Raw genomic sequence first — 14,231 nt, 5'->3', positions numbered from 1 at the left:
GTGGGGTGCGTTCGCATCGACAGGCGCCCGTCGCCATGAGGAGATCAGCCATGCCCCAGCCCGCCACGCTGCTCGTATTCGCGCACCGCGATGAGGCCTCCGCCTTCGCCGACGTGCCTCACCTGGTGACAGGGGTGGGCAAGGTGAACGCGGCTGTGTCGTTGGCGAGTGCCCTCGCAGAGGGAGGCGTGGAGCGTGTTGTTGTGCTCGGCACGGCGGGAGTGGTGAGCGACGGGCCCGAGCGCCCGAGCCTCGAAGAGGTGTATCAGATCACTGGCGTGGTGCAGCACGATTTCTCGCTGCCCTCACCTGAGCTTCGCCCTGCAGGGGACACGATGCTGCCGCCCGAGCGAACCGCGGTGATTGCCACCGGCGACGTTTTCGTAAAGGATGACGCGCAGCGCGGTCACATCGCGAGCCTTGGAGCCTCGCTCGTCGATATGGAGGCCTATGCTTTCGCGAGCGTCTGCGAGCGCTTCGGGGTGCCGCTGCAGATGTTCAAGGTGCCCTCTGACTTCGCCGACAGCTCGACCACCGATGAGGAGTGGGACACGATCGTGTTCCGCAAGAGTGAGCAGCTGCGCGAGTTCTGGAACCGCCTCGGCTGAGCTGGCGCGCGCGGGCGGTGCGTGAGGCCATCCCGCACCGCCCGCGCGGCCAGCCGGCCCGGATATGACAAAGGCCCCGGATCCGCTGATTTCTCAGGAATCTCGGGGCCTTCGCGCTGGCGGTGACGGTGGGATTTGAACCCACGGTGCGGGGTTACCGCACACGACTTTTCGAGAGTCGCACCTTCGGCCGCTCGGACACGTCACCGCGAAAAAGAATACGGCATCCGCTTGCGCAACGCGAATCGAGGGCGAATCATCGGGCGTGTTGGGGCCGCGACGCCCTTATGCGATGCGCATGTACGGCGATTGCTGTGGTTTCGGTGGCCGCTTCGGCCCTCGCTGCACAGCGCGCAATTCGGCACCGACGGCACCGCCGGCACCACCGGCCCCGCTTCCGCCCCCAGCACTCCCAGCGCCTCCAACCCCGCCGTCAATGCCGTGAAGCTTCGCACGCATCGCGTCCCGATTCGCGACACCGAGTTTGGCGCGCGCCTGCGCGAGGTGGGATTCGACGGTGCGCACGCTGCACCGCATGCGCTCGGCGATCTGACGGTTGCTCAGGCCCTCCGCTGCGAGCTGGGCGGTGACGGCCTCGCGTGGGGTGAGGCGTTCGCGTGGCGCATCCTCGACGGTGCCTGCGTCGTACCAGGGCACCTGCTGCTCGATGGCTGCGGCGAGTGCTGCGAGGCGTGCGTCGGCTGCTGCGACGCTGCCGCTCGCGCGTCGACGCAGAAAAATGCGGCGGGCCTCCCGCAGCGCGTGGGCCGCGGGGCCCGGCATACCTCCCGTGTCGAGTGCCTCGGCCGCTCGCATGAGGGCGGCGGGGTTCTGGGTGCGTAGCGCTTCGAGGTGCGCGCGAATTATCCTGCGATACGGCAGCTCTTCGATCTGTGCTGCTTCGCTGCGATCGATTGCGGCGCTTGGCCGGGTTCTGCCGCTGAGCGGCGACAGCTCTGCGAAGGTTTCGGGCCGCAGCGCATCGAACGATCCCGAGAAGTATCGGAACAGCTGCGCGCTGTACGAGCGGTTCGGCGCCTGAGTGGCAAGCTCTTCCGACAGCGTTGCAGTGGTTTGCGCAATGAGCGTTTGCAGTCGGTACGCGATGAAGCGGGGCGCGTGAGTGGCGAAGCCCTCCCACTCCGAGGCGGCTCGTGCGAGATCGCTGCACAGCAGCGCGGTGCGGGCGGCGGTCAGGTGGGTCAGCCAGATGCGGTGGCGGGATGCGCCGGGGAGATGGTCGACGAGATCGTGGATGCGGCCGTCGTCGTCGCGCTTGCCGGGGGCGAAGAACCGCACGAGGGCGCCGGCGACGAGCGAGGTCACGAGCAGGTCGCGCAACAGCTCGGATGATTGCATGGCGATGCGCCCGATCCGCTGCTCCACATTGTCTTGGCCGAGTGAGCGGTAGCTGACCCCGTTGATCGCGGCCTCGCTGGTGAGTAGTTGTTCGGCCAGCAGCGCGATTTCGGGGCGTGGATGCGAGCGCGCGATGCGCAGTAACTCGGGTGCGTCTGAGGCGAGCGGTTGCGAGTCATTCCAGCGGCGGATCACCAGCAGTGCGTCGTCCCATCCCTCATCGAGGTCGGGGTCGGCTTCGAAGGGCAGCCCCGCCTCCGCCGAAAGTCTGGCGCGTAGTGCGAGCTGGGAGATGCGCTCTTCTGGGTCGACGGGTGGGAGCTCGCAGTTGCCTTGCGGGGTTCGGGAGACGAGCAGCGTTTGCAGGCCGGTATGGGCGTCTCGCAACATCGTGGTAAGGCGGGCTCGTCTGACGGGGCAGAGTGCCGGCCCGCGGTTGCCGAGCCGCAGCAGCAGGTCGCGCGCCCGTTCGCCCTCGCCGAAGCAGAGGAGATCGTCGATGATGCGCTGCAGGAAGCGCGCGTGGTGCTCGTCGAGCAGCGGGTCTGCGGTGAGCGAGGAGTCGTGGCGGCTGAGCACGCGCGCGCAGAAGATGGCCTCGCGGTCGGGCATGGGGATGCCAAGGGTTTCTTGCGAGAGCAGGTGCATGGCGGTGGACTGCCTGATACCTTTGAGCACTTCGGCGCTGGTGAGGTTGCGCACGGCTGCGGCGTAGAGCTCGGGAACGCCGAACACCTCGACGGAGCCGGGGTGGGGGAGCAGGAAGCCGCTATCGAAGAGGTTCGCCTGGGTCGTCGCCCCGAAGACGTCGGCGATGCCGCTACGGCTGCGCGGGCCGATTTCCGACAGCACCACGGCCGCTGCGACCTGTTCAGAGGAGAGCTGCGCCTCTGCGACGCGCACGGGCTGGTGCAGGGCGGCGAGGTGCATGTCGACGGTGTGGGTGCGGGTGATGCGGGGCCGCGGGGTGCTCGAGAGCGAGCCACTGCGGTGCAGTTGCAGCAGGGTGAGGGCGGCGCCGGGGAGCCCCCACGAGAGTTGCTGGATCGCTGCGACGGTCACCGAGGTGAGCGGCTCGGGGTTCGCGCGGTGCACGATGTTGGCGATTTCGCTATCGGTGAAGGGGGCGAGGCGGATCGAGCGGGTGCGTTCGAGTGTCTGTTGCGCCTCGGGAAAGAGTTCGTAGAGGCGCCGCATGCGTTCGCCGTATCCGGTGTCGACGTGGGCCTCGGTGACTGTGGCGACCACTTTGCCACCGTCGGTGATGTGGCGGGCGATCGCCTGCAGTGTTTCGTAAGAGGCGAGTTCGTAGTCGTCGAAGAGTACGAGGGTGCCGGCGGGCAGCTGTGCGAGCCGCGGCGCTGAGTCGTTCGAGGCACCTCTTGCGACGAGGTGCGGTGTGCCGGTGCTGGTGAGCAGTGCCGAGAGCGCCCGCAGGGTGTGGGTTTTTCCGCTGCCATGCGGTCCTGTGAGAAGAACAGGTTCGTCGGTGTCGCTGAGATGATTCGCGAGAGCCTGAGGTAGCTCGTCTCTGTGCGATGCAGTTCCCCGCTGCATAGCGTCCCCCTTCTGCTTGCCCCGGGGGTGCCTCATGGGAGCATCCCAGGACTGTTGGCACCACCATAGACGGATTCTGCGTGGGTGGGAACGCGATGACAGGGCGTAGCTGTTCCGTTACGAAGCGCAGCGCGATTCTCTCGGGATGCGGGGGTGCGGATCTCAGTAGTGCTGAGATTCCAGATGCGTAGCTGGAGCTGCGGCTGTGCGAACCGCTGACTTCCGTGGACCCGCCGCTTCGTTTGCTGAAAACCTCAAGCACGGGTGTCTCCCGCATGTGCGCAGTGTTGCGCGAGCTGGGAGGCGCACGTGACATTCGCATCGAGATGATGGGGGAGTTCTCTTGAAAACAACAGCACCAGCAGGAAGGGAGAGGCGTCGCAGAGCGCGCCTTCGCCCCCTGGCCATCGGAACAACTGCGGCTGTGGGTCTCGCGTTCGCGGGCTTTGCGGCCCCGGCTGCTCTGGCGGCCCCGGGCGACACCTCTCGCGCGACGGGCACCTTTCTGAGCGGATCAATTCTGGGCTACCTCGACGCCGATGTCGTGGCGGCCCTCGCCGGGGCCGCGGCCGTGAATAACGGGAGTGTCACTCCCGCCGACACGGACGCGAACACCCTTGACCTCACGGCGCTTTCGCTGTTGAACGTCACCATTCCGGGTGGCGTGCAGCTGCCCTTGGACTTCGCGAGCGCCGGCGTTGTCGGTCAGTATGCGAGCGCGCTGCCGAACGGGTCTTCTGTGGGCGCCTCGGGGCTGATCAGCGAATCCGGCACGATCGGCACGGGCATCGAACCGGCCGACGGTGTGGCTCCCGGCCCGCTGCACGTGAACCTTGGCAACGCGGTGAACGCCCTCGCGGGCGACACCACTGCCGCTCTCGTCGATGAGATCGCTTCCCTCGATCTGACCGTCGGGGCGGTGAGTGCGAATGCCTCGCAGGCGGCTCCCGCAGCCGCGGTGGGCGACTACGAGATCGCGGGAACGCGGCTTGTCATCGGCAGTGAGACCGTAAGCGGTCTCTCCGCTGCGGTGGCGAGTGAACTGTCGGGTGCGCAGACCCTGCTGAACGGGGTGCAGGCTCAGTTGAACTCCGGGGTGCTGGGGCTGCTCGGCACAGTGTCGGGTCTCGGGGCGCTCAATGCGAATCTCACGATCAACACCTCAGGCGTGTTCAACGCGGCTGCGGGTCTGGTCACGGGTGAACTCACCGACCCTGCCTATCCGGGAGTGACGATCAATCTCGGCACCGGCCAGATCATTGTTGATCTGGAGGGGATTCTCGACCTCAACAATCTCACCCCTGGCACGAACCTGCTCTCGGGCACCACGCTCGAGTACGTGCAGACAGCGACGCTGGCGCTGATCGACGGCCTGCTCGCCGATGTCACCCAGAGCGCTACGACGGCGCTGCGTTCCCTCGCAGTGACGGGCAATGTAGAGGTTCCAGCTGTGGTCGTGGGTGGCACTGAGGTGACCCCGGCGATCCCGGTGCTCACGGTCAACACGACGGTGGGCAACCTTCTCGACGGAAGCACGAGCGGCGTCAGCCTGCTCGGCCTTGGCCTCGGGCTGCCTGGCGGTGTCGCCGCGGTGGTCAGTGCGCTGGCGTCGCCGTTGCAGAGCACGGTGACGAAGATCACGGGGCTGACTGCCGCGGTGCTCGCACCCGTCAACGCGGTGCTCAGCCCGGCGCTGACCGAACTGCTGCCGCTCGTCTCCACGCTGCACGCCAATGTGCAGGAAACGCCGGCGGCGGGCGTGTTCTCAGAGACGGCATTGCGACTGACGGTGTTGCCCGGCATGGCCGCGGTGACCCTGGATCTCGCTAACGCGACGGTGGGGCCGAACGCGCTCGCCGTCGCCAATGTCGACATCACCTCACCGGCGAATGGGGCCTCCTACCCGGTGCCCACTGCAGGAGCGACCACTCCGGTGGTGGTGTCGGGCACAGGCCAGGCGGGTTTGGGGATCACGGTGTCGCTGCCAGGTCAGACCGCTCAGACCACGACGGTCTCCTCCGGTGGCACGTGGACGGTGACGTTCCCGACGGTGCCTGTCGGTTCGCACACCATCACGGCGCTGCAGGCCGGTGGCAGCACCGACACGGTGGCGATCACGGTGTCGGTGGCCACGATGAGTGAGCCTGGCACGGATCCGGGTGCTGACCCGGGTGCTGATCCTGGTGCTGATCCTGGCACTGACCCCGGTGCCGATCCTGGTGCGGATCCGGGTGCGGATCCGGGTGCTGACCCGGGTGTGGATCCCGGTGCTGATCCTGGCACGGATCCTGGCACGGATCCTGGCACGGATCCTGGTGCTGATCCCGGTGCTGATCCGGGTGCGGATCCCGGTGCTGATCCTGGCACGGATCCGGGTGCTGATCCCGGTGCTGATCCTGGGGCTGACCCGGGTGCGGATCCCGGTGCTGATCCGGGGGCGGATCCCGGTGCGGATCCGGGTACGGATCCCGGTGCAGATCCTGGTGCTGATCCGGGTACTGACCCCAGGACAGACCCGGGCACTGACCCCGGTGCTGACCCGGGCGCGGATCCCGGCGCTGACCCTGGTGCCGATCCCGGCTCCGACCCCGACGGAACCGCCACATTGACGGCGAATCCCGGCACCGTGCGAGTCGGCGACACCGTCACCCTCACTGGAACGGGTTTCCAGCCCGGCGAGAACGTGATCGTGACACTGCCCGACGGCAGCAAGCGCACCGTCGCGACAAACGGTTCTGGCACCTTCACTACGGCCTGGGTTGTGCCGACGGGTTTCGCCCCGGGCAACGCTGCCTTCGGAGCACGAGGCGACACGAGCGGCCGCACCGCGAACGCGAGCGTCATCGTCGTGGCGAAGGGGGTGCCAGGCGGGGGAACGCCAGGAAGGACCGGCGGCTCAGGCGTGAAGCTCGCAACCACGGGCGCCGAACTCGGAGCCCTCGCTCCGGTGAGTGCGCTGCTGCTGCTCGCAGGCGCCGGGGTCTTCCTCGCCTCGCGGCGCCGACGACCGCACACCACTCGGATCTGATCTGAGGCGGTTCGCGGTGGTCCCGGAGCAGACTCCGGGGCCACCGCACCACCATTCCAGTCGCAGAGCAGCAGAGCGATGAGGGGAAGAGCATGGTCATGCACATCGAGAAGGTCGGTGCGGCAAGCACCGGGGAGCGCGGCACCGCTGACGGCGGGCGAACCCCCCGCTTCGAAGGGCGCAGATCCGCCATATCCCCGGCAGCCAAGCTTGCCGCGGGCGCAACCGTGCTGTTGCTCGCGGTGCACATGACCCTGACCGCCATCTTCAACGCACCGGCACCCGAGATCCGCAGCAGCAGCGCCTGGCAGCTCGCCAACAACTACATCCAGCCCTATCTCGTGCAGGACTACAAGATTTTCGCGCCCGAACCCATCGACTCGGACAGGCAGCTGTGGCTGCGCGCTTGGGTGGAAACCTCGGAGGGTGAGCGGGTGACCTCGCAGTGGATCAACGCCACCGAAATCGAACTCGCCGCCCCCTACCGCAAACTGCTGCGCAAGCAGCTCTCCATCGTCGGCTCCGAACGCTTGATGGCCGCCTACCGCGGCCTCAGCGAGGCCCAACGGGCCGCAGCAGCCGAGAATCACCTCGATGGAACAGGGCTCTACCCGCTGCGCGACGCCATACTCGCCGCCGATCCCACGAAATCAGCCGCAGCCACAGACTTCATCAGGGCAGACAACTTCACCACCTCGTACGCCACCCAGGTCGCGCAAGCGCTGTGGGGTGAAACCGGCACCATCATCGCCGTGCAAACCCGAGCAGTGTTCGACCCCGTGATTCGCTGGAACGACCGCCACAACCCCGATGCCGAGCAGCCAGCCTCCTCGTACACGGACCTCGGGTGGACCCCCACTCTCGAATGGCAGGGGCAGGATCGCGAGGCCTTCGCGCGCACCTTCCGTTCTTGGGCCGCGGCAGCCGGAACAGCAACTGAGCTCTCCGTGACCGGCGGCAGCGCCGACACCGGCGAGGCCGCATCGCAGACCGGCACGAAGGAGGCCTCACAATGAGCACCCAGCTGCGGAACACCCCGCATAGGCGGGGGCTCGCCTCCCTCGTGATCGACGGCTTCTTGCACTGGCTGCTCGACGAACGACGATCGAGCTACGGGCTCGCACTGATGCGCATCGGCATGGGCGGCATGACCGTGGTGATCCTCGCAATGTACCTGCCCAACTTCTCCTACACCTTCGGCGAAGGCGCACGATGGGGGGAGGCGTTCTACCGCAGCTCATCGGTGAACGACTTCATCTGGCCGATCTCGGCGCTATTCTCGCGTGACGAACCCGACGGCGTGCGCCTCGCCAAGACGCTGCTGCTGATGGCCATTGCCGTCGTCTACCTGCTCGGCTGGCGCATGCGGATCACCGCACCCGTGTTCACGGCCATGTGGCTCGGCTTCACCGGCCTCAACCCTGTGGTGTTCAACACCGGGCACTACCAGACCTTCCGTGTCTTCCTGCTGTTCCTGCTGCTCGCCGACACCTCGCGCAGGTGGTCGCTCGATGCGCGACGACGCAGCAGGCAGGGTGAGGATCCGCCCCTCGGATGGGGGTCGTGGCACCTGCCACGGTGGGTGCCCGTGCTGGCGAACAATGCCGCGGTGATCCTCATCGGCTACCAGCTGTGCGTGATCTACGTGAGCAGCGCGCTCTGGAAATTGCAGGGCCACACCTGGGCCTCAGGCGTTGCCTCCTACTACCCGCTGCAGATCGACGAACTTACGATCTTCCCAGCACTCAGCCATCTCGCCTGGCAAATCACCCCGCTCGTGTTCATCACAACCTGGGTCAGCGTTTACGGCCAACTCCTTTTCCCGCTGATGCTCCTTACCAGGCCCACCCGCATCATCGGGCTGATCCTCGTCACAGGCATGCACGCATCCATCGCGGTGCTGCTCGCCCTGCCCTGGTTCTCCCTCGTCATGATCCTTGGCGACATGATCTTCATCAGAGACGACACCTGGCGGCACGCGCTCACCTGGGTGAGACAGCGGGATCCGCGATTCCGCTCGTGGGCCGCCCGTGAGCCGCGATCCGCCGCATCGACCAACCGCGAACCGAGCCCCTCGGCTACCCTGTGAAATGACGGGAGTGACACACCGCGAGGGAGCGAACGCATGAGCGAACCACTGACCGAAGAACAGGTCGAAGCCGTGCGGAGCGGATACCCCGCCTCGGCCCCGGGCGGCGGCGGCCCCACGATGCTCGACCTCGGAGCGCTCGTCAACGGCGAGCCCCGACCCGACACCCAGATCACCATCCCGCTCGGCATGCTGAACCGGCACGGCCTCATCGCCGGGGCCACCGGCACCGGCAAGACCCGCACCCTGCAAGTGCTTGCCGAGCAGATCGCCGCGCACGGCGTGCCCGTCTTCGCTGCCGATATCAAAGGTGACCTCTCCGGTATCGCCGTCGCAGGCGAAGCGAACGAGAAACTGCTCGCCCGCACCGCGGGCATCGGGCAGGAATGGCAGCCGCGGGCCTCTGCAACGGAGTTCTTCACGCTCGGCGGGCTGGGGGTCGGCGTGCCGATCCGCACCACCATCGAAACATTCGGCCCGGTGCTGCTCGCGAAAGTGCTGGGGCTCAACCAGACTCAGGAATCGAGCCTCGGCCTCATCTTCTACTACGCCCGCGAACAGGGCCTGCCGCTCATCGGGCTCGACGACCTGCAATCGCTGCTCGCGTACCTCACCAGCGACGACGGCAAAGCGCAGATCGCGCAGATCGGCGGGCTCTCGCGGCAGACCGTGGGCGTGATCCAGCGCAACGTCATCGCGTTCGCCGCCGAGGGGGCCGACGTGTTCTTCGGAGAGCCGGCCTTCGACGCCGCCGACCTCCTGCGCACCGTCACCGACGCCGATGGCATCGAGCGCGGTGTCGTGAACCTGCTCGAGGTGCCCGGCGTGCAAGACCGCCCCGTGCTCTTTTCGACGTTCCTCATGTTCCTGCTGTCAGAGCTCTTCGAGACGCTGCCCGAGGTGGGCGACCGCGATAAGCCGGAACTGGTGTTCTTCTTCGACGAGGCGCATCTGCTCTTCGCCGACGCATCGAAGGCGTTTCTGCAGCAGATCACCCAGACGGTGCGGCTGATCCGCTCGAAAGGCGTGGGCGTGTTCTTCGTGACGCAGACCCCGAAAGACGTTCCCGGCGATGTGCTCGCCCAGCTCGGCTCGCGCGTGCAGCACGCCCTCCGCGCCCACACCCCCGACGATGCAAAAGCGCTCAAGGCCACAGTGGCGACCTACCCGAACTCGGGGTACGAGCTCGCAGAGGTGCTGCAGTCGCTCGGCACCGGCGAGGCGATCGTCACCGTGATGGGTGAGAAGGGGGCGCCCACGCCGGTCGCGTGGACGCGGCTGCGCGCGCCGCAGGGGGCGATGAACCCGGCCCCCGCCGCGACCGTGCAGGCCGCGGTGCTGGTGTCGCCGCTGCAGGCGAAGTACGGCGAAGCCGTGAACGAGCGCTCGGCGACCGAGGTGCTCGCCGAGCGCGCCGAGGAAACCGCAGCCGCCCGCGCCGAGGCGGAAGCGAGGGCCGCAGCCGAGAAAGAGGCCGCCGCGCAGGCGAAAGCTGAGGAGAAGGCCGCGGCCGCGGCCGAGCGTGCGGCAGTGCGGGAAGCCGAGCGCGCGGCCGCAGCCGCAGCTCGGAAAGCCGAGCAGGAGGAGGCGCGCCGCGAACGCGAGCGGGCCGCGGCGACGAAGAAGACCGTCGACAGGGTCGGCTCGGTTGTCACCTCTGGCGTGCGCACCGTCGTGAACCAGGTGCTGCGCAACCTCTTCAAGAAGTAGGGGGGGGCGTACTCTCGAGCACCCGGACCGCTGTCGATCCGTGAATGTCGGAGGCTGGCGTTAGGCTCGCCGCATGGCGAGAACGAGTAGTGCGTATGTGTGCACCGAGTGCGGGTGGCAGACCTCGAAGTGGGTCGGTCGCTGCGGCGAGTGCCAGCAGTGGGGCACCGTCGAAGAGCGTGCGGCGGCGGGCGCATCGCTCGCCCGCACCACGCGCGCGGTGGCTCCGGGGGCGGGGCGCGAGGCCCGCCCCATCACCCAGCTCACGGGGGAGGCGGTGCGGCACCGGCAGACCGGCATTGGTGAGTTGGATCGCGTGCTCGGAGGCGGGGTGGTGCCCGGCGCGGCGATCCTGTTTTCAGGCGAGCCCGGCGTGGGCAAGTCGACGCTGCTGCTCGATGCCGCTGCGCGCGCGGCCTCGGCGGGGGCGCGCGTGCTCTACGCGAGCGGAGAAGAATCAGCCGGGCAGATCCGCATGCGCGCCGAACGCACAGGCGCGATGCACGACACCCTCTTCCTCGCGAGCGAGACTGATCTCGCCACGGTGCTCGGGCACATCGAGCAGGTCGACCCGGCACTGGTGATCGTCGACTCTGTGCAGACGCTCGCGAGCGGCGAGGTCGATGGCGCGGCGGGCGGCCCGGCGCAGGTGCGCGAGGTTGCCGGCGCGCTGATCCGTGCCGCGAAGGGGCGGGGCACGCCGGTGATCCTGGTGGGGCACGTCACCAAAGACGGCTCGGTGGCCGGCCCGCGCCTGCTCGAACACCTCGTCGACGTGGTTTGCCACTTCGAGGGAGACCGGCAGACGTCACTGCGGTTCTTGCGCACGCTCAAGAACCGCTTCGGTCCCACCGATGAAGTGGGGTGCTTTGAAATGCAGGATCGCGGCATCGTCGAAGTTCCCGATCCCAGTGGGTTGTTTCTCAGCCGGTCGGCGTCGCCCGTCAGTGGCACCTGCGCGACCGTTGCCCTGGAGGGGCGCCGGGCCCTGCCTGTCGAGGTGCAGGCGCTTGTTGCGAAGAGTGCCACCCCCAATCCGCGTCGGGTCACCGGCGGTGTCGACCCGTCGCGGGTGGCGATGATCCTTGCGGTGCTTGAGCGGCGCATCGGTGCGCGCCTGCACGATCAAGACGTCTATGTCTCAACGGTGGGCGGGGTGAAGCTGGCCGAGCCCGCTGCCGATCTCGCCATCGCGCTCGCCGTGCTGTCGGCGATCACCGACCGCCCGCTGCCGCACGATCTCGCAGCCTTCGGCGAGATCAGCCTCGCAGGAGAGGTGCGCCCTGTCGTGGGCGGGGCGCAGCGGGCCGGCGAGGCAGCGCGTCTGGGGTACACCCGAGTGGTCGACGCGGCCGCTGAGACCCTGCAGGGTGCCCGATCGCAGGCGGGGCTGTAGCCACTGAAGTGAGGGGTAGAATGAACGATCGTGAGTAAGAACACGGTAGACGTCGTCCTCGTCGGCGGTGGTGTCATGAGCGCCACCCTGGGCACCCTCATCAAGCAGGTGCAGCCTGACTGGTCGATCGAGATCTTCGAGTCCCGCTCCCAGGTAGCTACTGAGAGCAGCAACGCCTGGAATAACGCGGGCACGGGGCACGCAGCCCTGTGCGAGCTGAACTACATGCCTGAGGGCAAAGACGGCTCCCTGTCGGCTGCGAAGGCGATCGACATCAACGAGCAGTTCCAGCTCTCCCGCCAGTGGTGGTCGTCGCTCGTCAAGCAGGGCGTGCTCGGCGAGCCCTCCTCGTTCATCAACGCGACCCCGCACATGACCTTCGTGCGTGGCGAGGCGAACGTCGATTACCTGCGTCGCCGCTACGAGCTGCTGAAGAATGAGCCCCTGTTCGCCGATATGGAGTTCAGCGACGATCCCGAGAAGATCGCGGAGTGGACGCCCCTCCTCGTTGACCGCCGCGCCAAGGACGAAGTCTTCGCGGCGACCCGCTCAGAGAGCGGCACCGACGTTGACTTCGGTGCGGTCACGCACCAGCTCCTCGATCACCTCGTATCTCAGGGCGCGAAGCTGCACCTGGAGCAGCGCGTCACGAAGCTGCGGCGACAGGCCGACGGCACCTGGAATGTGCACGTTGAAAACCTCTCGGGCCACGCCCGCACCATCGTGAACGCCAAGTTCGTGTTCGTCGGTGCCGGCGGTGGCGCGTTGCCGCTGCTGCAGACCTCTGGCATTCCCGAGATCAAGGGCTTCGGCGGCTTCCCCATTAGCGGCAAGTTCCTCAAGTGCGACAACCCCGAGATCGTGAAGCAGCACCGTGCCAAGGTGTACGGTAAGGCCGCTGTGGGCGCTCCGCCCATGTCGGTGCCGCACCTCGACACCCGCATCGTCGACGGCAAGGAGAGCCTGCTCTTCGGCCCCTACGCGGGCTTCAGCCCCAACTTCCTGAAGAAGGGCTCCTGGTGGGATCTGCCCGGTTCGGTGCGCGCCCACAACCTCGGCCCGATGCTCAAGGTCGGCCTCACCGAGTTCGGGCTTGAGAAGTACCTCGTCGGCGAGGTGCTCGCCAGCCGTGAGAAGCAGATGGCTACGCTGCGCGAGTACATGCCCACTGCCCGCACCGAGGATTGGCAGATGATCACCGCCGGTCAGCGCGTGCAGGTGATGAAGAAGGATCCCCAGAAGGGCGGCATCCTGCAGTTCGGCACCGAGGTCATCACCGGCGCCGAGGGTTCGATCGCCGGCCTGTTGGGCGCCTCGCCCGGAGCCTCGACCGCGGTGCACGCCATGATCGACGTGCTGCAGCGCTGCTTCCCCGAGCAGTACGAGGGTGGCTGGAAGGCTACGTTCAAGCAGCAGATTCCCGCGCTCGGCGAGGGCGTCAACGGCGATGCGGCTGTGGCCGCAGCGACGCTTGCCGAGACCGCCGAGGTGCTCGGGCTCGTTCCGGCTGCGCAGCCGGCCGTCGAGGCCTGATCGCCGATTCCGAGAGCTGAGCCGCGGGCCCGCGGCTCAGCTCCGCAAATGCCAGAGGGCGTCCGAGAGGGCGCCCTCTGGCATTTCGGGCAGAAGCCGGGCGCTCAGTCAGCGAGCAGCGCTTCGAGGAAGTCGGCGGTGTCCTCCCAGCTCTCGACCTCCCGGCACGCCACACCGAGTGCCTTCACGGGGTAGTCGTTGCCGTCAGGGTCGAGCCTGTCGCCCACGAACAGCATGGCGTCGAGCGGGATGCCGGTGTGGGCTTCGAGCTTACGCATACCGTAGGCCTTGTCGATGCCGCGCCGGGTGATGTCGACCGAGGTGGAGCCGCCACTGCGCACTTCGAGGCCTGGCAGGCGGTCGGCGACGGCGGCGCGCAGGGTGTTCTTCTTCGTGCCGTCTGCATCCCACGCCTGCTTCGCTTCGACGGGGGCGCGCTGGCCGAGGGCCGAGAAGGTGACCTGGGATCCGCGATCCTCAAGGATCTCGCCCCACGGTTCGGCCTCCCACAGCCCGAGGCGTTCGGCTTCTTCGCGCAGCACTGCGAGTGCGGCGTCGCGCTCTTCTGGCGAGAGGTTTTCGCGGTAGATGGTCTGCCAGCGGCCGCCCTCGCGCCGCTCGTAGCGGGTGCCGCAGGTGGGCAGCAGGTGCAGCCGTTCGAGTGCTGCTTCGTTGACGCCGGCGAAGGTGTCGAGGCGGTCGACGAGTTGGGCTTCGAACTGTTCGAAGTTGCCGCCCGAGATCACGGCGACGGTGGTGCGGTCGAGCAGCCGGGCGAATACCGCGAGCATGCGCGGGTCGACGGGCGACTTCGAGGGGGCCAGGGTGTCGTCGAGGTCGAAGGCGATGAGGCGGGGCAGCTCGGTCATGCTTCAATCCTTCCATGCGGCGGGGGTGACGCCGATCCGCACCCGCCTGCGAAGCTTGCGGCCGCAACTGTCGCATGGTGCC

General features: G+C 67.6%; 9 protein-coding genes and 1 tRNA gene. 7 read left to right on the top strand and 3 right to left on the bottom strand.

Going from position 1 to position 14,231, the window contains the following annotated elements; all coding sequences use genetic code 11:
* Window positions 1-50 precede the first annotated feature (50 nt).
* Window positions 51-608, top strand: a complete 558-nt coding sequence (locus WFI54_RS12415; RefSeq protein ID WP_336653122.1) for a phosphorylase family protein — start codon at window positions 51-53, stop codon at window positions 606-608.
* A gap of 117 nt (window positions 609-725) precedes the next feature.
* Here the strand turns inward: WFI54_RS12415 and WFI54_RS12410 are convergent.
* Window positions 726-816 (bottom strand) — tRNA-Ser (locus WFI54_RS12410).
* A gap of 77 nt (window positions 817-893) precedes the next feature.
* A complete protein-coding gene (locus WFI54_RS12405; protein WP_336653121.1) occupies window positions 894-3,524 on the bottom strand; it encodes a helix-turn-helix transcriptional regulator in 2,631 nt (876 codons plus the stop codon).
* A 424-nt stretch (window positions 3,525-3,948) separates the two neighbouring features.
* Between WFI54_RS12405 and WFI54_RS12400 the strand changes: the two genes are divergently transcribed.
* The 6 genes from WFI54_RS12400 (at window position 3,949) to WFI54_RS12375 (ending at window position 13,280) form a co-directional block, all read left to right on the top strand.
* Window positions 3,949-6,552 (top strand): choice-of-anchor G family protein, encoded by a 2,604-nt coding sequence (locus WFI54_RS12400; RefSeq protein ID WP_336653120.1) that lies wholly within the window; start codon window positions 3,949-3,951, stop codon window positions 6,550-6,552.
* A 92-nt stretch (window positions 6,553-6,644) separates the two neighbouring features.
* Entirely contained in the window at window positions 6,645-7,568 is a 924-nt protein-coding gene (locus tag WFI54_RS12395; RefSeq protein ID WP_336653119.1) for a DUF5819 family protein, read from the top strand.
* Window positions 7,565-8,641: an HTTM domain-containing protein gene (locus WFI54_RS12390; protein ID WP_336653118.1), complete on the top strand. Its 1,077-nt coding sequence runs from the start codon at window positions 7,565-7,567 to the stop codon at window positions 8,639-8,641. The genes WFI54_RS12395 and WFI54_RS12390 overlap by 4 nt, the downstream gene beginning before the upstream one ends.
* Before the next feature lie 36 nt (window positions 8,642-8,677).
* Window positions 8,678-10,351, top strand: a complete 1,674-nt coding sequence (locus WFI54_RS12385; RefSeq protein WP_336653117.1) for a helicase HerA-like domain-containing protein — start codon at window positions 8,678-8,680, stop codon at window positions 10,349-10,351.
* A 73-nt stretch (window positions 10,352-10,424) separates the two neighbouring features.
* Window positions 10,425-11,747, top strand: coding sequence for a DNA repair protein RadA (gene radA / locus WFI54_RS12380; RefSeq protein ID WP_336653116.1), 1,323 nt, complete (start codon window positions 10,425-10,427; stop codon window positions 11,745-11,747).
* A gap of 30 nt (window positions 11,748-11,777) precedes the next feature.
* The gene (locus WFI54_RS12375; protein ID WP_336653115.1) at window positions 11,778-13,280 is read left to right on the top strand and encodes a malate:quinone oxidoreductase; all 1,503 of its coding nucleotides are present in this window, start codon (window positions 11,778-11,780) and stop codon (window positions 13,278-13,280) included.
* Between the two features lie 104 nt (window positions 13,281-13,384).
* Here WFI54_RS12375 and WFI54_RS12370 read toward each other — a convergent pair whose 3' ends face one another.
* Complete coding sequence (locus WFI54_RS12370; RefSeq protein WP_336653114.1) at window positions 13,385-14,149, bottom strand: HAD-IIB family hydrolase; 765 nt, start codon at window positions 14,147-14,149, stop codon at window positions 13,385-13,387.
* Window positions 14,150-14,231: the final 82 nt, after the last annotated feature.

Source organism: Leucobacter sp. MMO-125 (assembly GCF_037148395.1).
Lineage (GTDB): Bacteria > Actinomycetota > Actinomycetes > Actinomycetales > Microbacteriaceae > Leucobacter.
The sequence above is the reverse complement of the archived record's forward strand: the minus strand, read 5'-3'. Positions and strand labels throughout refer to the sequence as shown.